Origin of the sequence: Bradyrhizobium aeschynomenes (assembly GCF_013178945.1) — a bacterium.
Lineage (GTDB): Bacteria > Pseudomonadota > Alphaproteobacteria > Rhizobiales > Xanthobacteraceae > Bradyrhizobium > Bradyrhizobium aeschynomenes.
The window spans coordinates 157,111-174,718 of record NZ_JABFDM010000011.1; the positions used below are offsets into that span (position 1 = coordinate 157,111).

Here is a 17,608-nt window from a genome sequence, read left to right on the forward strand (position 1 = left end):
AAAGCTGTTCGATTTCGCGAGTTTAGCGCCAGTCCGGCCGACCGCCGGAGTGGTCCCAGGAAGGGGGATTGTGCCACATGCGAAGCACGTCGGGAGGCCCCCGCGTCTTGCTCAGACGGCTTCGCGAGACCATGGCGGAGCAGGTCTCGGCGCAGGAGCGGCTCGACAAGATCGTGGTGCTGATCGCGGCCAACATGGTCGCGGAGGTCTGCTCGGTCTATGTGCTGCGCGTCGACAACACGCTCGAGCTCTACGCCACCGAAGGTCTGAACCGCGACGCCGTCCACATGACGGTGCTGAGCGCACATGAAGGCCTGGTCGGCCTCGTCGCCAGCGAGGCCACCCCGCTCAACCTGAGCGACGCGCAGAACCATCCGGCCTTCTCCTATCGCCCGGAGACCGGCGAAGAGATCTACCATTCCTTCCTCGGCGTGCCGATCCTGCGCGCCGGCAACACGCTCGGCGTGCTGGTGGTGCAGAACCGCGCCAAGCGCACCTATGTCGAGGAAGAGGTCGAGGCGCTGCAGACCACGGCGATGGTGCTCGCCGAGATGATCGCCTCCGGCGAGCTCGCCGCGCTGGCGCAGCCCGGCGCCGAGCCCGCGGTTCGGCATTCGATCCACAAGACCGGCGCGGTGCTGTCGGACGGCATCGCGCTCGGCCATGTCGTGCTCCACGAGCCGCGCGTCGTCGTCAACAACTACATCGCCGAGGATCTGCCCAAGGAGATCAAGCGGCTCGATGCCGCCTTGGTGAAGCTGCGCGCCGATCTCGACCGCATGCTGGAACGCGGCGACGTCGCCGACGGCGGCGAGCATCGCGAGGTGCTCGAAGCCTATCGGATGTTCGCCAACGACCAGGGCTGGTCGCACAAGCTGCATGAAGCGGTGGCCACCGGCCTCACCGCCGAGGCCGCCGTCGAGCGCGTGCAGTCCGACACCCGCGCCCGCATGCTGCGCTCGACCGATCCTTATCTGCGCGAGCGGCTGCACGATCTCGAGGATCTCGGCTACCGCCTGCTGCGCCAGCTGGTCGGCCAGGATCATGCGCCGAGCCGCGATCACCTGCCCGACAACGCCATCCTGATCGCGCGCGCGATGGGTCCGGCGGCGCTGCTCGACTACGACCGCAAGCGGCTGCGCGGCCTGGTGCTGGAGGAAGGCACCGCGAACTCGCACGTGGCGATCGTGGCGCGGGCGCTCGGCATTCCCGCCGTCGGCGAGGTGCCGAACGCGCCCGGCATCGCCGATCCCGGCGATGCCATCATCGTCGACGGCACGTCCGGTTCGATCTATGTGCGGCCGTCGGCGGAGATCGAATCCGCCTATGCCGAGCGGGTGCGCTTCCGCGCCCGTAGGCAGGCGCAATACAGCGAGCTGCGCAACAAGCCCTGCAAGACCAAGGACGGCCAGCCGATCGAGCTGATGATCAATGCGGGCCTCGTGATCGACCTGCCGCATATCGAGGACACCGGCAGCGCCGGCATCGGCCTGTTCCGCACCGAGCTGCAGTTCATGGTCTCTGCCAGCCTGCCGCGCTCCAGCGATCAGCTCGCGCTGTATCGCACGGTGCTCGACGCCGCCGGCAATAAGCCCGTCACGTTCCGGACACTCGACATCGGCGGCGACAAGGCCCTGCCCTACATGGAGACGGTGATCGAGGAGAATCCCGCGCTCGGCTGGCGCGCGATCCGCCTCGGCCTCGATCGTCCGGGCCTGCTGCGTGGCCAGATCCGCGCGCTGCTGCGCGCCGGCGGCGGGCGCTCGCTCCGCATCATGTTCCCGATGATCTCGGAGGTCGCCGAGTTCGACACCGCCAAGGCGATCGTCGAGCGCGAGCTGACTTACCTGCGCCAGCACGGCCACACGCTGCCGGAGCGCGTCGACGTCGGCACCATGCTCGAGGTCCCGGCGCTGCTGTATCAGCTCGACGAGCTGCTTTCCAAGGTCGACTTCATCTCGGTCGGATCCAACGATCTGTTCCAGTTCCTGTTCGCGGTCGACCGCGGCAATGCCAAGGTCTCCGAACGGTTCGACACGCTGTCGACGCCGATCCTGCGGGCGCTGCAGGAAATCGTGCGTAAAGCCAAGGCGGCGAAGCGGTCGGTGTCGCTGTGCGGCGAGATGGCGTCCAAGCCGATCGGCGCGCTGGCGCTGATCGCGCTCGGCTACCGCTCGCTGTCGCTGTCGGCGACCGCGCACGGCCCGGTCAAGGCGATGATCCTCGAGCTCGACGCCGCCAAGGCCGAGGCCAAGATGGCCGAGTGGCTGGCGGCGCCGGCCGGCAGCTTCTCGATGCGGCAGAAGCTGACCGAATTCGCCGAGAGCGAAGGCCTGGCGCTGTAGCGGGCCTGTCGCACCGCGCGTCTTCCCTTCGTATTGTTTGCTCCTAGATCAGATTGCATCATGTCGTCGCTTCCCGAAGCCAAACTGGACGTTCTGCTCGCGCACCACGCCTCGCTCGAGGCGGAGCTGCTCGGCCAGGTCAATTCCGACCGCTACGTGCAGATCACCCGCGAGCTCGCCGAGCTCAATCCGCTGATCGAGGCGGTGAAGGCTTATCGTGCAGGAGTCAAAGAACTCGCCGACGCCGAGGCGCTGATCGCTGATCCCGAGACGGATGCCGAGATGCGCGCAATGGCCGAGGCCGAGCGCGACGAGCTGATCGCGCGCCGCGGCGAGCTCGAGCAGAAGATCCGCGTCGCGCTCTTGCCGAAGGATGCGATGGACGACCGCAACGTGGTGCTGGAAATCCGCGCCGGCACCGGCGGCGACGAGGCCTCCCTGTTCGCCGGCGACCTGTTCCGGATGTACGAGCGCTTCGCCGCCCTGCAGGGCTGGAAGGTCGAGGTGATCTCGGCGTCCGAAGGCACCGTCGGCGGCTACAAGGAAATCATCGCCGAGGTGCAGGGCCGCGGCGCCTTCGCCAAGCTGAAGTTCGAATCCGGCGTGCACCGCGTGCAGCGCGTGCCCGACACCGAGACGCAGGGCCGCATCCACACCTCCGCGGCGACGGTGGCCGTGCTGCCGGAGGTCGAGGATGTGGACGTCGACATCAAGCAGGACGATCTGCGCATCGAGACCATGCGCGCGCAAGGCGCCGGCGGCCAGCACGTCAACAAGACGGAATCGGCAATCCGCATCACCCACATCCCGACCGGCATCGTGGTGATGATGCAGGACAGCCGCTCGCAGCATAAGAACCGAGCCTCGGCGATGAACATCCTGCGCTCACGCATCTATGATGCCGAGCAGCAGAGGGTGAATGCCGCTCGCTCGGCCGAGCGCAAGGAGAAGGTCGGCTCCGGCGACCGCTCCGAGCGCATCCGCACCTATAATTTCCCGCAGGGACGCGTCACCGACCACCGCATCAATCTGACGCTCTACAAGCTGCCGCAGGTGATCGCCGGCGAAGCGCTGGGCGAACTCATCGACGCGCTGACGACCGAGCATCAGGCCGCGCAGCTCGCCGCGCAAGGTGCTGCGGCGTGATGAGCGTCCGCGCATTGCGAGAGGCGATGCGACGCTGCCGCGACACACTCCGTGTCGTCCCGGCGAACGCCGGGACCCATAACCACCGGCTGCAGTGGCTGGCACAGACGGCCACTCCGACTGCCCGTCCCGCGCCTGCACGGCGTATGGATCCCCGCGTTCGCGGGGATGACCCGTGGAGAGAGACGGCGCGATGACGGAGATCGTCGCCGGGGCAACCATCGATACGGCCCGTCGCACGTTGGCGGCGCGCCTCGCAGCCGCGGGGCTCGATTCGCCCGAGCTCGACGCGCGGCTGTTGGTGGGGCACGCGATGCAGCTCGACCTCACCGGACTGGTGATTCACGGGCAGCGACAGCTGTCGCAAGAGGACGCACAGCGCCTCGACGTGCTGGCCGTGCGCCGACTGGCCGGCGAACCGGTGGCGCGCATCCTCGGGACCAGAGAGTTCTGGGGCCTCGAGCTGCAATTATCAGCCGATACGCTGGTGCCGCGCCCGGACACCGAGACCGTCGTCGAGCTGGCGCTTGAGCATCTCACGGCCGGCGGCGACCTCAAGCGACCGTTGCGCATCGCCGATCTTGGCACCGGCTCCGGCGCCATCCTGCTGGCGCTGTTGTCCGAGCTGCCACGGGCCTATGGCGTCGGCACCGACATCAGCGTCGCCGCGCTCGAGACCGCCCGCGACAATGCGCAGGCGCTAGGCCTTGCCGACCGCGCCGGCTTTGTCGCCTGCTCCTTTGCCGCCGCTCTGCAGGCGCCGTTCGATCTGATCGTCTCGAACCCGCCTTACATCCCCTCGACGGACATCGAGGATCTCGCCATCGAGGTCCGCGCCCACGACCCGCGCCGCGCGCTCGATGGCGGCGGCGACGGACTCGATGCCTATCGCGCGCTAATCCCGCAGGCCGCACGCCTGCTTCAACCCGGCGGCGCCCTGGTCGTCGAGGTCGGCGTCGGACAGAGCGGCGACGTCGCAACGCTGATGACGGAGGCCGGGCTGGCGGCCGATTCGGCGGGCGTGAGGGCCGATCTGGGCGGCATTTCAAGGGCCGTCATGGCCCTAAAAAAGGTCCGCTAAAGGCCGGCCCAAATGGAAAAAGCTCTTGGAATATCCCCGGGGAGCGACTACGTTCCCTCCATAGCATCGGCGCAGGCCCGCTGAGTGGTATTCAGGGAATACTGCCGCGGACGGATGCCAGAGAGCCGCGCCGGGCGATTGGTTCCAGAACGCAGATCTGTTGAGCGCGAGAGCCGGATGGCTGCGCAGCCCACGACTGCAAAGCGAACGAAAGCCTGACTTTGCACTTGAGGTCTTACGCTAAGCAAACTGGGTCGGTCGTGGCGCACATCGCCCGGGCTGGCTGAATGACGTGGTTCGCCGGCCGAGACGGCTGGTGGGTGGGGAACGCGTGTTGAACGCGCTTTTGTCGAGAGAATCGGCTGTCGATCACATCGGCTTGGGTCGAAGGCATGGGTCGGAACCGGCATCTCGGAACCGGTCGGGCGAGATCGTCCATTTGGAACGTGCGCGGGCGCCGGGCCGCGAGGCGGTATTTCAACGGTATCGGTATTCCGATGACAATCAGTGCTCTGACAATCAGTGCTCCTAACGCAGGGTTGGAATAAAGGCAGGACATGAGAAACGGTCAAAACAACAAGCGGATGCGCAACCGGAATAGCGGTAACAATAATAACAACAACCGGCGCGGCCAGAATCCGCTGACCAGAGTGTTCGAGTCCAACGGGCCGGACATCAAGATCCGTGGCACTGCCTCCCATGTGGCCGAGAAATACGTCCAGCTTGCCCGCGACGCCCGCTCCTCGGGCGATCCCGTTGCCGCCGAGAACTACTACCAGCATGCCGAGCACTATTTTCGCCTGATCGCCGCCGCCCAGGAGCAGTTCCGGCAGAACCAGCCGCAGCCGCGCTCGACCGAGGACCTGACCGTCGACGACCTCGACGATGACGGCGAGAGCTTCTCGAATTTCGGCCAGGAGCCCGGCTTCGTTCCCGCCCAGCCGCAGCCCCAGCCCTTCATGCGTGAAGGCGGCCAGCGCGAGCGCGGTGACAACCAGCCCTATCAGCGCGACCAGCAGCAGCCCCAGCCCCGTGAGCACCGCGAAGCACGTGAGCATCGCCAACCCCGAGAGCATCGGGAGCCGAGAGAACCCCGGGAGCCGCGGGAGCATCGCGAGCCTCGTGAGCAGCGCGAACCCCAGGAGCAGCGCGAGCATCGCGAACGCCCGCAGCCTGCCCAGTATCAGCCACAGCCGCAGCCCGTGATTGCCGACAGCGGCGTCGATCGCCTGCCGTCCTTCATCACCGGTCCCCAGCCGCAAATTGCCAACGCCCCGGCGGCCTTCGAAGGCGCTGCCGAACGCTACCCGCGCCGCCGCCGCCGTCCGCACGGCCCGCGCCCGGAAGCCGCCGCTGCGGCGCCGGCCCCGAGCGAGGACCTCAATCCCGGCGAATGATCGTTGCTGACAGATTGAAGAAGGCGGGCGGGCGATTTGTCCGCCCGCTTTTTTGTGCGGCCGTTACTTCCCTCGACGAGGCCGGCGCGCGATCAATCATCCGAGGCGGAATTGGCGCCGCGATTGGAGCCAAGGTTGGACCCGAGACTAGATCCTTGGGTCGACGGCGCCGGCGCCAGCACCGGTTCGAGCCGCGGGATCAGCCGGATGCGCTCGCGCCGGGCGGGAATGACACGATAAACCTGCTTGGTCGCCTCGACGATATGGACGCCCGCGAACGGCAGCGACAGCGCCGCGCCGACCCGCTCCCAGGCCATCGCCGATTTCAGGAACCAACCGCCGACCGGCGGCATGAACAGCGCCTCGCCCCAGGCGCTCGGCGTGAACCAAGTCTGGCGCAGCAGCTGCGTGATCTGCGAGCGGGAATAGGGCCGGCCATGGCCGAACGGGGTGTTGTCGGTCCTGGTCCAGACACCGCGCCGGTTCGGAATCACGATGATCACGCGCCCGGTCGGCGCCAACACGCGCCAGATTTCGCGCAGCAACCCGGCCGGATCGTCCGACATTTCCAGGGCGTGAACGATCAGGATGCGGTCGACCGCCGAATCCGGCAGCGGCAGCGAGAACTCGTCCACCAGTGAGGCCAGGGTCGGCCGCGCCGTCGGCCATTTCAGCACCCCCTGCGCCGCCGGCATGAAGGCGATGCAGCGTTCCGAGTCTTCGCGGAACAGTCCGAGATAGGGCGTCGGATAGCCGATGCCCAGCACGCGCTGTCCAGCCGCGCTCGGCCAGCGCGCGCGGATGCCGCGGTTGATCAGGAGCCGCGCGACGATCCCGAGGCGACCCGAATAGAAATTCCGCAGATCGATCACGTCCATGGCGTCAATGTACCATGCGGATGCGGCCTGCCGCGCGTCCAATATTGCGTTGCGCCTGCAGCGTTAACGCCATATCTCTGCCGCCTGTATCGCCGAACGGAGACATCATGGCCGCTGACATCCGCGTCTTCACCTGTCTGTCCGACAATTTCGGCTATCTGATCCACGACCCCGCGACCGGCGCCACCGCCTCGATCGATGCACCGGAGGCCGGCCCGATCATACGCCAGCTCGAGGCTGCGGGCTGGACCCTGACCGACATCCTGATCACGCATCATCATCACGACCATGTCGGCGGGGTCGCCGAGCTGAAGCAGAAATATGGTTGCCGTGTCGTGGCCCCCCACGACAAGACGACGGCGATCGGCAATGCCGATCTGCGCGTGGCCCATGGCGACGTGGTCAAGATCGGCGAGCTGCTTGCGCGCGTGCTGGAGACCCCGGGCCATACGCTTGACCACGTCGCCTACGTGTTCGATGCCGACAAGGCCGTGTTCGCAGCCGATACGCTGTTCTCGATCGGCTGCGGCCGCGTGTTCGAAGGCAACTATCCGATGATGTGGGATTCGCTGCTGAAGCTGCGCACGCTGCCGGACGATTTCAGGCTCTATTGCGGTCACGAATACACCCTCTCCAACGTCAAGTTCGCGCTGACGGTCGATCCGGACAACGAAGCGCTGAAAGCCCGCGCCGACGAGGTGACGCGGCTCCGCGCCGCCAATCGGCCAACCATCCCGACGCTGCTCGGCGAGGAGAAGCAGGCCAACGTGTTTCTGCGCGCCGATGATCCGGCGGTCGCGATCCGGCTGCGCATGAAGGGCGCAAGCCCGGAGGAGGTGTTCGGCGAGCTGCGCGAACGCAAGAACAAGTCGTAAGACGGAGCACGGCCATGACCACGCTGTCCGCAGCCGATATCGTCGCCCGTCTCGGTCTGCTGCCACACCCCGAAGGCGGGCATTATCGCGAGACCTTTCGTGACACCGCCGTTGACGCATCCGGGCGCGCCGCCTCGACCTTGATCTATTTCCTGCTCGCGCGCGGCGAGCGCTCGCATTGGCACAGGGTCGACGCAGTGGAGACCTGGCACTTCTATGCCGGCGCTCCGCTGGCGCTGCGAATTGCCTGCGAGGGCAAGCCGCCGCAGACGACGACGCTCGGCATCGATCTTGCGGCCGAGCAGCACCCGCAGGCGGTGGTCCCCGCCCATGCCTGGCAAGCAGCCGAGAGCACAGGCGACTGGACCCTGGTCGGCTGCACGGTTGCGCCGGGATTCAGGTTCGAGGGCTTCGAGCTGGCGCCCGCAGGCTGGGAGCCCGCGGTCTGACTCAGGCGCTCAGACCGGCGATCTTGGCGCCGGCCGGCTCGGCAAAGCGCTGACGCTCCTTGGTGAGGAAGCCATAGATCGCCTCGGCCGGCATCGGTTCGGCAAAGTAGTAGCCCTGGATGTAGTCGGCGCCCAGGCGCTTGAGGCTGTCGAGTTGCTCCTTGGTCTCCACACCCTCGACGACGCAGGAAATCTCCATGTCGGCGCACAGGCCGGTCAGCGACTTGATGATCTTGTGGCTGACCGGATTGGCGTTGACGTCGCGCACGAAGCTGCGGTCGACCTTGAGCTTGTCGAGCGGCAGCCGATGGACGTGGCTCAGCGACGAATAGCCGGTGCCGAAATCATCCAGCGAGATGCCGCAGCCGATGGCCTTCAACGCCGCGATCGACTCCTCGGCCCTGGCAAAATCGAAGGTGACGGCCGTCTCCGTGATCTCGAACTCGATGCGCCGTGGCGGAACGCCGCTGGCGTGGATGATGGAGATCAGTGGCAGGATTCCCTCGGGCGAGCAGATGTCATGTGCCGAGAGGTTGAACGACATCCGGATGTCGTCGGGCCAGGTTCGTGCCGTCGCCAGCGCCTTCACCAGCAGAACGCGGGTGAGAGCGCGAATGACACCGATCCGCTCGGCCGCCGGGATGAAGCTGGACGGCGACACCAGTCCGAGCTTGGGGCTGCGCCAGCGCGCCAGGACCTCGAAGCCGGTGGTGCGCGCATTCGTGGCATCCATGATCGGCTGAAACGCCAGATCCATCTCGGTCTCGAAATCCGCCGTGCGCAGCAGGTGCTCGATCACGCTGCGGCTGCGGATCTCCGCCTCCAGCTCCGTCGAGAAGATGATGGCCTGACCGCGGGCCCGGCGCTTGGCGTGATAGAGAGCGTAGTCGGCGCACTCATACAGGGCATCCGCCGCCATGGCCGAACGCGGATAGAGCGCGAACCCGGTCGAGCAGGACAGACCGGTATGCGTCGTGTCGAACTGATAAGGCAGCTTGATGAGATCAGTGATCTCGCGCCCGAGCGCGAGGAGATCGTCGTCGGTCGGATTGCCGACCACCACGAGACCGAACTCGTCGCCGCCGAGACGAGCCAGATGAACCTGGGAGCCACGGCTCTTGCACACCTCGCTGATCCGGCGCGCAGCCTCCATCAGCACGCGGTCGCCCACCGTGTGCCCATAGGTGTCGTTGATCGGCTTGAAGCCGTCGAGATCGATGATGCCGACGGCAAGGCGCGTGCCGTCGCGCTCGGCCTCGGCGAAGGCATGGGTGAGCTCGGAGAAGAACCGGCGCCGGTTGGGAAGGTCGGTCAACGAGTCCAGATTGGCGAGCCGGAAGTTCTCGTCCGAGAGCGCCTGGGTTGCAGCCTGCTCGGCCAACAGCGACTTGCGGCTCGCGACCAAAGCGGCGAAGTCGCGATAATAGATGAACAGCACCGTCACCATCGCGCCCGAGACGAGCAGCTGATTGACGGCGATCGCCCGCAGCGCATGAACGCCCGTTGACATGAAGAAGATCACGTAAGGGACGATCACCACCAGCGTCACGATCAGCGCTGCCGAGCGCAGATGCATCAGGCAGAAGATGATGCCGATGACGGTGACGGCCATGTAGAACGCGACCTGTCCCTTGGCGAACGGATCGCCATAGGGAAACAGCGCGAACGACCAGACCACGAACAACGCACCGATCGGCCCGGCGATCCTGTTAGTGACGCGCAGATTGTGCAGTACCTCGGCGTCGCTGCTCGTCACCTCGCCCTGGCGCAGCCACCACAGCATGCGAACGCCGGTGATCGTCGACAGCAGCGCCGGCACCGAGACCGTCAGCCATGCCGGTGCCAACGGCAGGAACGTGTAGGCGAGCGCGAGGCTGTTGGTGATCAGGATGAAATAAAGCAGCGGTACCTGCTTGGAGAAAGCCTGGAATTGCGCGCGCGTCAGTTCGGGATTGTCGGCGGGAACGCGAAACAACTCCCCCGCGCGGGCCATGTAACGTCTCACGTCCGGCATCCGCCGCCCCGTTGTCAGCACCATTGCGGGCAAAGTGTCGCGCACCACCGGTAAAGGCTGGGTTAGGTGCAGACCGCGCCGAGCCACGATCGCCGGTTGCAAGCTACCAGCAAACGATGCCGCCGGTTCCCGGGTTAAGCGCGCATCAAGGATAACGTGCGTATTCGCCATCGGCGCCGACATTCGACGCGGCGTACGCAGCAGTGCCGCTAGCGGCGGCGCAGCAGGAACATGTCCTTTGCCGCGACGAGGCCCCCGCCTGCGATCAGCAAGGCCGCGACGGCGATCGCGGCGCTCGGTTGGGCATAGCCGGCGACGATCAGGAACGCGGTCGAGAGCAGCGGCGTCGCATAGGACGCCGCTCCGAGCACACGAATGTCGCCACGCTTCATGCCGATGTCCCAGGCGTAGAAGGCAGCACCGACCGGGCCGAGGCCGAGGCCGGTAACGGCCAGCCATTGCATCGCGTTGTCGGGCCAGACCGTACGCTCGACGGCCAGGTGGACCAGGGCGGCGAGTCCGGATGTGGCGAGACAGAACCCCGCGACGGCATCTGTGGGCACCGCCTTCAGACGGCGCGACAGCACGGAGTAGATCGCCCATACGAAGGCCGCTACGAACGCGGCCACGAGACCCGGCAGCTGGCTGGCTGCGAAGCTCGCGCCATTGCCGACCAACAACAGCGCCGTGCCAACGAGCCCGAGCGCGGCGCCGATCACGTGATGAATCGCAAGCCGCTCGCCGGGCAGAAAGGCCGAGAACAGCACGATCAAGAGCGGCCAGAGATAGTTGAGCAAGCCGGCTTCCGCAGGGGGTGCAAAGCGCAGCGCGAGAAAGTACAGCGCGTGATAGCCGAACAGGCCGCCGACGCCGACGGCCCACGCCGTCACCGGCTGCTGCAGCACCTGCAGCACATTGGCCCGCTGCAAGACGGTGAGCATGCCGACGACGCCGCCGACGGCAAAGGTCATCGCGGCAAGCTGAAATGCGGGGATTGTGCCAGTTGCCACCGTCAGCAAGGCCAGCAGCGACCACATCAGAATCGCGGTCAGGCCGATCAAGGTCGCGGTGCGCTGGGACATCGGACAGCAGGCTCCATCACGGCCGATTCCGACGGCCATTCACGCCTGCGCCCGCGCCGGGCAACACTCAAGACGTGAATGCCCGCGGCGAGCGCGGGCATTTCGTGTCTTAGCCGTAGATCGCACCCGGTGGCAACGCCACCGCTGACATCACGCCATGTACTGGCCGCCATTGACCGAGAGCGTCGAGCCGGTGATGGCGCCGGCCTCGTCGGCCGCGAGGAACACGACGGTGCGCGCGATCTCCTCGGGCTCGCCGAGACGCCCGACGGGGATCAGCGGCAGGATGGACTTCTCGAGCACGTCCTTCGGCACCGCCTGCACCATCTCGGTGTTGATGTAGCCGGGGCAGATCACGTTGACGGTGATGCCCGCCTTGGCCGTCTCGAGCGCCAGCGCCTTGGTGAATCCGATGTCGCCGGCCTTCGCGGCGGAGTAGTTGACTTGACCGAACTGGCCCTTCTGGCCGTTGATCGAGGAGATGTTGATGATGCGGCCGAACTTGCGCGCGCGCATGCCCTCGATGATCGGACGGGTCATGTTGAACAGCGAGCCGAGATTGGTGTTGATGACCGCGCTCCACTGCTCGAGCGTCATCTTGTGGAAGGCGGTGTCACGGGTGATGCCGGCATTGTTGATCAGCACGTCGATCGGCCCGAGCTCGGCTTCGACCTTCTTGATTCCTTCGGAACAGGCCTCGAACGAGCTCACGTCCCATTTGTAGACGGGAATGTCGGTCTCGCCCTTGAACTTCTCCGCAGCGGCATCGTTGCCGCCGTAATTCGCCGCGACCTTGTATCCTGCCGCCTTCAGCGCCTTGCTGATCGCCGCACCGATACCGCGCGTCCCCCCCGTCACCAACGCCACACGTGCCATGTCGAATCCTTCCCTCGATGACTGTTCGTACGACGACAACCTCTGGATGTCGACGCACCTACCCGTTGTTTTTGGATCATGCTCGCCCTTGCAGCAATCAACTTGCCGCCAGGACATCCATGCTCGTTCAACTCCGTTTTTTTAGTGGTCGATTATGCGGCGTGTTTGACGGACATCAAGAACAAAACGCCCGGCGAGATCGCCGGGCGTTGATCTTTAGTTGAGCTGCAGGGGATTGCGAAGACTGAACGGTTCGCAATCAGTGCCGCGTTTTTAGTCGCGTGCAACGCACAGTGCGATGCCCATGCCGCCGCCGATGCACAGCGTGGCCAAGCCCTTCTTGGCGTCGCGCTTTTGCATTTCATGCAGCAGAGTCACGAGAACGCGCGCGCCGGATGCACCGATCGGATGGCCGATCGCGATCGCGCCCCCATTGACGTTGACCTTGGCCGGATCCCAGCCGAGATCCTTGTTGACCGCGCAGGCCTGCGCGGCGAACGCCTCGTTGGCCTCGATCAGATCGAGGTCGGCGATGTTCCAGCCGGCCTTCTTCAACGCGGTGCGCGAGGCCGGGATCGGTCCCGTGCCCATGATCTTCGGATCGACGCCGGCCTGCCCCCAAGAGACGATCCGCGCCAGGGGCGTCTTGCCTTCCTTTACGGCCTGCTTGGCCGTCATCAGAACGACGGCCGCAGCGCCGTCATTGATGCCCGACGCATTGCCGGCCGTGACGGTGCCGTCCTTCTCGAAGGCCGCGCGCAGCTTGGTCATCGCCTCGATCGTCGCACCGTGACGCGGATATTCGTCGGTGTCGACCACGGTATCGCCCTTGCGGCCCTTGATCGTCACCGCCGCGATCTCATCCTTGAACTTGCCGGCCTTCTGCGCGGCCTCGGCCTTGTTCTGCGACGCAACTGCGAACTCGTCCTGCTGCGCGCGCGTGATCTGATATTGCTTGGCAACGTTCTCGGCGGTGTTGCCCATGTGGTAGCCGTTGAAGGCATCCCAGAGGCCGTCCTTGATCATGGTGTCGACGAGCTCGAGCGAGCCCATCTTGACGCCGGCGCGCAAATACTGTGCGTGCGCCGCCATGCTCATCGACTCCTGCCCGCCGGCGACGACGATGTCGGAGTCTCCGTTCTTCAGCGCCTGGTATCCCAGCGCGACGGAGCGCAGGCCCGAGCCGCACAGCTGGTTGATGCCCCAGGCCGGGCTATCCACCGGAATGCCGGCGGCGATCGAGGCCTGCCGCGCCGGATTCTGGCCCTGCGCGGCGGTCAGGATCTGACCCATGATGACCTCGGAGACCCGACCCGGCTCGACGCCGGCGCGCTCCAGCGCAGCCTTGATGGCGACCGCACCCAATTCGTGGGCCGGGACACTGGCAAAAGCACCGTTGAAACTTCCAACCGCGGTGCGGGCGGCGCTGACGATGACGACATCGTCTGACATGGGCATCTCCTGGGGTTCTTGATCTTGGACGTGAGAGCGAGGCTTGAGAGATTGGGCGTATTTGAAATCAAACCGAATTTTTCAGTTCACGGTCGTGCCGGCCGTCCGCAAGCCCCGGATTGGCGGTGCGCAACCTTCGCCCGTCATCCTGTTAACGTCGTTGCGACATGTCAATCGGCGGCGGCCGCAATTCCTGTTGCGGCGCATCCAAAATGGGATGTCTGGCCGTTTCGTGAGCAAGATTTCTGCTGCCCAATTAACCGTTCCGCACAAAACCGTAGCCGAACTCGCTCGAAAGTGATTACCTTATTGCATTGCGTAGCTCTTCGCCCTGCGGCGACGCCGCCGGGTTCCCCTGTTCTCGGTTTGCATGTGTGAGCTCATGGCGAAATCTGACCAACCCACCACCATCAAGAAATACGCGAACCGGCGGCTCTACAATACCGGGACGAGTACCTACGTGACCCTCGAGGATCTGGCCTCCATGGTTAAGAACGGGGAGGATTTCCTGGTCTACGACGCCAAGACCGGCGACGACATCACCCGCTCCGTGCTCGCCCAGATCATCTTCGAGCAGGAGAACAAGGCGGGCCAGAACCTGCTGCCGACCACGTTCCTGCGCCAGCTGATCCGCTTCTATGGCGACAGCATGCAGATGGTGGTTCCCAAATACCTCGAACAGTCGATCGATACCCTCACCCGCGAGCAGGAGAAATTCCGCAAGCAGATCGCGGACACCTTCAGCGGAACACCGTTCGCGCCGCTCGAGGAGCAGGTGCGGCGCAATATGGAGCTGTTCCAGCAGACCTTCTCGATGTTCAAGCCGTTTGCACCTGCAGCGGTCCGCAGCGATGAGAAGGCCGCGGAGCCGGGTGCCGCCGCCGCGCCCGATGACAATATCGACGAGCTGCGCCGCCAGATGAAGGACATGCAGGAGCGGCTCGACCGCATGTCGGAGCCGAAGAAGGACGACCAGCAAGGCTGAGGCGTTCGGCGCTAAGCCGGAGGCCGATCAGCTCGCCGCCGGCAGCTCCACTCTGCTGCTCTCGATCCAGGGCCGCTCGACGGACGCAAGGCCGATCACCCGGCCCTGGATGTAGTCGCAGCCCCAGTCCCGCAACAGCGCGACCGACGCCTCATCCTGCACCCATTCGGCCACCGTCTTGATCTGCAGCCGCCGCGCGAGTTCGACCAGCGTCTGCACAAAAGCGCGATCATCGGCCGAGCGGACGAGATTCTGCACGAACGCGCCGTCGATCTTGACGATGTCGACGCCCAGCTTGCGCAGGTTGCGGAACGACGTGTGCCCGGCGCCGAAATCGTCGATCGCGATCCTGCTGCCGAGATCCTTCAGCCGCGTCACAAAGCCGCGGAGATCGTCGATGTCCTGGATCTCGACCGTCTCGGTGATCTCCACGATCAGGCGCTCGGCCACGCCCGGATGGGCGCGCATCATGGATTCGATCGAGGCCCACCAGTCCGGATCCATGGTGGTCTCCGGCGAAATGTTCAGGCTCAAGGTCACGTTCGGGGTGCTCGCGAGCTCGGCGACGACGAGCTCGAGGATGCGGTGATCGACCAGCCGAATCAGGCCCAGGCGCTCGGCGACCGGCACGACGTCCGGCGCCAGCAGCGCGCGGCCGTCATCCTGCCGCATCCGCACCAGGCATTCGTAGAAGGCGGGCGCCAGCGTGTGGGCGTTCACCACCGGCTCGAACGCCGTGACGATGCGCCGCTCGTTGAGCGCGGTGACGATCTCGTCGGTGACGCGGATGTTGACCTTGCGCTGCGCGTCGCGTTCGACATTCGGCCGCCAGATCGAGAAAGAGCCGATACGACGCCGCTTGGCCGCATCGAGCGTTTCATGGGCGCGGTTGACCGCTTCCTCGACCGAGCGGGCATGACGCGGCACGCTGACCGCGCCGATCGTCGCGGTCACGGCCACCGGCCCGGATTTGGTCGGCACCACCTCATCGCGAACCGTCGCCAGGAAGCGCTCGGCGGCGACGTTCATGTCGTCCATCGTACAGTTCTTGAGGATCAGGCCGAATTTGTTGCCCGAGAAGCGTCCCAACGAGTCGCCGCCACGCAGCCGCGACCGGATGCGCTGGGCAATTTCCAGCACCACGCCGTCGGCGACATCGAAACCGAACGCGTCATTGATGCGCGCGAGGTGATCGATACCCACCAGCATGAAGGCGCAGGAGAAGCGGAAGCGCTGCGACTCCTCGATGACCTCGGCCAACGTGGCCAGCAGATGGGTGCGGTTCAGTTCGCCGGTCAGCGGATCGTGGCGCGACAGCTTGAGCAGCTGCTCCTCGCGGGCATGCCGCTCGTTGTTGATCCGCACAATGCCCTGGGCGCGCGAGGGCCGGCCGTCGGAGCCTGCGAACCAGCAACCGGTCTCCTCGACCCAGATCAACGGCGCGCCGGCGTGGGTCCGCACGCCATATTCGATCCGGTAGGGCGTGCCGGCGGCACCATGAAGCGGCGTCGCCTGACGCATGACCTCCAGGCGGATGCTCCGGTCGGGCTCGATCAGCTTGCCGAACTCGGTGCCGTTGCAGAGCTGCGGCAGCGGCACGTCGGCAAACACGGCGCCGACATGATCGCTCCAGACGATCACGTCGCTCGCGAGATCCCAGACGAAGGCTGCTTGGCCCAGGGACGCCAGGATCATCGAGGTCTGCGGCAAATCGGATGTCAAGATCGCCTCGTTTCGGAACAAGCCGGCGCGGACCGGCGTCGATTTCAAGGACAGCCGACACCTACCCGTGCGAGCGGCGGCAGCGGACTTCGCGAATCAGACTACGCATCTCTGGTTAACGGAGAGCATGCCGAGGTCACGTGCGTGCGTCAGAAGCGCATCAACCATCTTTCGATCGGAAGGGACCTGGCAAGCCGGGCGCGGCATTGCCCTTGCGAGGTCGAAGGGTGAAAGGCTCCGGCGTCCCATAACGAGACGAGCGCGCCGGATGTGGTGGGACGATGTTAACGATCGATCACGAGGACGGCCGGGACGGCGCCGAGCAGATGTCCTGCTCGCTGGTGCCGCTGTCGTCGGCAACGAGCCGCGACCGCCGAGGGCATGTCAGCCGCGCCGCCCGCCCCGACGCCGGCTTCATCGCTCATCTGATTGCCACCGCCGAGCAGCTGCCGCAGACGCGCACGCTGCGCCGCGCCGCGCCGGCCGATGTCCACAATGCCTATGCGGCGAGGCTTCATCCGGTCACGAGTGCCAGCCCCCGGACGCGGCAGGTCATCTGATCCGGCGCGCGCCCCGTCAGGCCTTCGGCGGGTCTGTCTTGAGGGGATCCCGGCCATTTTCGCCAGCGACCTCGGGGGCTGCCACTTTGGGTTCGGCGGCAGGAGCCGGCGGGGGCACCGAGCGGTCGAGCAGCACCGATTCGGCAACCGAAGCCGCCGCCGGCACGGCGTCGGTGGGCCCCTCGAGGAGGGGGTCAGGAGCGGCGGCAGCGTCCGTCGGCTGAACCTCCACGGGAGCAGGCTCCTTGGCCGGCTCTTCGATCAGCTCAGGCTCGGGGACGTGTTCATCGGCCGGCGCCGGCATCGGAGCAGGTGCTGCCACGGCGGCGCGGGCGGCGCGCTTGGTGCGCAGGGCGATGCCGCCGAAGAAGTCCACCATCGCCAGCAGGGTCAGCAGCAGGAAGGTCGAGTTCCCGAACTTCTGCCACATCACGAATTCAGCCGCTGCGCCGCCGAACACCAGCAGCGACAGCAGGTGGTCGGTCAGATACTTGCCGTTCGGCTTGGCCGCCTTGATGATTTCGAGCAGCAGCAGAAGCACGCCGAGCGCAAGCAGCATGTCGCCAAGCGAGATCGTCCAGACCTCCCCGGACGGGAGCTGCAGGCGCAGCAGCGTCTCGCTGAACGCGACCCCCGGCATCAGGAAGACGATCATGTTGTAGATCGCCAACGGGATCAGCAGCAGCGGGAAACCGACCATGGACATCGGTTGAAGCCTTGGGTGGCGCCGGTCGAGGCTCGGCGCG

The 17,608-nt window shown here is 65.9% G+C and carries 15 protein-coding genes; 8 read left to right on the forward strand and 7 right to left on the reverse strand.

Annotated elements, in window-relative coordinates; genetic code table 11:
* Positions 1 to 77 precede the first annotated feature (77 nt).
* From ptsP to HL666_RS27075, 4 genes are all read left to right on the forward strand, one after another.
* The gene (ptsP, locus tag HL666_RS27060; RefSeq protein ID WP_172114460.1) at positions 78 to 2,345 is read left to right on the forward strand and encodes a phosphoenolpyruvate--protein phosphotransferase; all 2,268 of its coding nucleotides are present in this window, start codon (positions 78 to 80) and stop codon (positions 2,343 to 2,345) included.
* Positions 2,346 to 2,405: 60 nt separating this feature from the next.
* Complete coding sequence (gene prfA, locus HL666_RS27065; RefSeq protein WP_172131454.1) at positions 2,406 to 3,491, forward strand: peptide chain release factor 1; 1,086 nt, start codon at positions 2,406 to 2,408, stop codon at positions 3,489 to 3,491.
* A 193-nt stretch (positions 3,492 to 3,684) separates the two neighbouring features.
* Positions 3,685 to 4,572 carry a peptide chain release factor N(5)-glutamine methyltransferase gene (gene prmC / locus HL666_RS27070; RefSeq protein ID WP_172184542.1) on the forward strand — a complete coding sequence of 296 codons (888 nt, stop codon included), beginning with the start codon at positions 3,685 to 3,687 and terminating at the stop codon, positions 4,570 to 4,572.
* Between the two features lie 557 nt (positions 4,573 to 5,129).
* Positions 5,130 to 5,969, forward strand: a complete 840-nt coding sequence (locus HL666_RS27075) for a DUF4167 domain-containing protein (protein WP_172131456.1) — start codon at positions 5,130 to 5,132, stop codon at positions 5,967 to 5,969.
* A gap of 92 nt (positions 5,970 to 6,061) precedes the next feature.
* Here the strand turns inward: HL666_RS27075 and HL666_RS27080 are convergent, their stop codons facing one another.
* The gene (locus tag HL666_RS27080) at positions 6,062 to 6,847 is read right to left on the reverse strand and encodes a class I SAM-dependent methyltransferase (RefSeq protein WP_172184544.1); all 786 of its coding nucleotides are present in this window, start codon (positions 6,845 to 6,847) and stop codon (positions 6,062 to 6,064) included.
* 107 nt (positions 6,848 to 6,954) lie between these two features.
* On the opposite strand from HL666_RS27080, the gene gloB reads away from it, so the two are divergent.
* On the forward strand, positions 6,955 to 7,722 hold the full coding sequence (gene gloB / locus HL666_RS27085; protein WP_172184546.1) for a hydroxyacylglutathione hydrolase: 768 nt from the start codon (positions 6,955 to 6,957) through the stop codon (positions 7,720 to 7,722).
* A gap of 14 nt (positions 7,723 to 7,736) precedes the next feature.
* Complete coding sequence (locus HL666_RS27090; RefSeq protein WP_172114454.1) at positions 7,737 to 8,171, forward strand: cupin domain-containing protein; 435 nt, start codon at positions 7,737 to 7,739, stop codon at positions 8,169 to 8,171.
* Position 8,172: 1 nt separating this feature from the next.
* On the opposite strand, the gene HL666_RS27095 is transcribed toward HL666_RS27090, so the two are convergent.
* The 4 genes from HL666_RS27095 to HL666_RS27110 all read right to left on the reverse strand — a co-directional run bounded on the left by HL666_RS27095 (position 8,173) and on the right by HL666_RS27110 (position 13,595).
* Positions 8,173 to 10,185 carry a putative bifunctional diguanylate cyclase/phosphodiesterase gene (locus HL666_RS27095; protein WP_172184548.1) on the reverse strand — a complete coding sequence of 671 codons (2,013 nt, stop codon included), beginning with the start codon at positions 10,183 to 10,185 and terminating at the stop codon, positions 8,173 to 8,175.
* Between the two features lie 209 nt (positions 10,186 to 10,394).
* Entirely contained in the window at positions 10,395 to 11,267 is an 873-nt protein-coding gene (yddG, locus tag HL666_RS27100) for an aromatic amino acid exporter YddG (RefSeq protein ID WP_172184550.1), read from the reverse strand.
* 150 nt (positions 11,268 to 11,417) lie between these two features.
* Positions 11,418 to 12,143: a beta-ketoacyl-ACP reductase gene (locus tag HL666_RS27105; RefSeq protein ID WP_172114451.1), complete on the reverse strand. Its 726-nt coding sequence runs from the start codon at positions 12,141 to 12,143 to the stop codon at positions 11,418 to 11,420.
* 273 nt (positions 12,144 to 12,416) lie between these two features.
* Positions 12,417 to 13,595, reverse strand: coding sequence for an acetyl-CoA C-acetyltransferase (locus HL666_RS27110; protein WP_172184552.1), 1,179 nt, complete (start codon positions 13,593 to 13,595; stop codon positions 12,417 to 12,419).
* Positions 13,596 to 13,977: 382 nt separating this feature from the next.
* On the opposite strand from HL666_RS27110, the gene phaR reads away from it, so the two are divergent.
* Positions 13,978 to 14,580 carry a polyhydroxyalkanoate synthesis repressor PhaR gene (gene phaR, locus HL666_RS27115; RefSeq protein ID WP_172114449.1) on the forward strand — a complete coding sequence of 201 codons (603 nt, stop codon included), beginning with the start codon at positions 13,978 to 13,980 and terminating at the stop codon, positions 14,578 to 14,580.
* Positions 14,581 to 14,607: 27 nt separating this feature from the next.
* On the opposite strand, the gene HL666_RS27120 is transcribed toward phaR, so the two are convergent.
* Positions 14,608 to 16,275, reverse strand: coding sequence for a bifunctional diguanylate cyclase/phosphodiesterase (locus tag HL666_RS27120; RefSeq protein WP_246739353.1), 1,668 nt, complete (start codon positions 16,273 to 16,275; stop codon positions 14,608 to 14,610).
* Between the two features lie 308 nt (positions 16,276 to 16,583).
* Here HL666_RS27120 and HL666_RS27125 point away from each other — a divergent pair, with 308 nt between their 5' ends.
* Positions 16,584 to 16,862, forward strand: a complete 279-nt coding sequence (locus HL666_RS27125; protein WP_172131459.1) for a hypothetical protein — start codon at positions 16,584 to 16,586, stop codon at positions 16,860 to 16,862.
* 16 nt (positions 16,863 to 16,878) lie between these two features.
* Here the strand turns inward: HL666_RS27125 and HL666_RS27130 are convergent, their stop codons facing one another.
* On the reverse strand, positions 16,879 to 17,568 hold the full coding sequence (locus HL666_RS27130) for a hypothetical protein (RefSeq protein WP_172184628.1): 690 nt from the start codon (positions 17,566 to 17,568) through the stop codon (positions 16,879 to 16,881).
* Positions 17,569 to 17,608 lie beyond the last annotated feature (40 nt).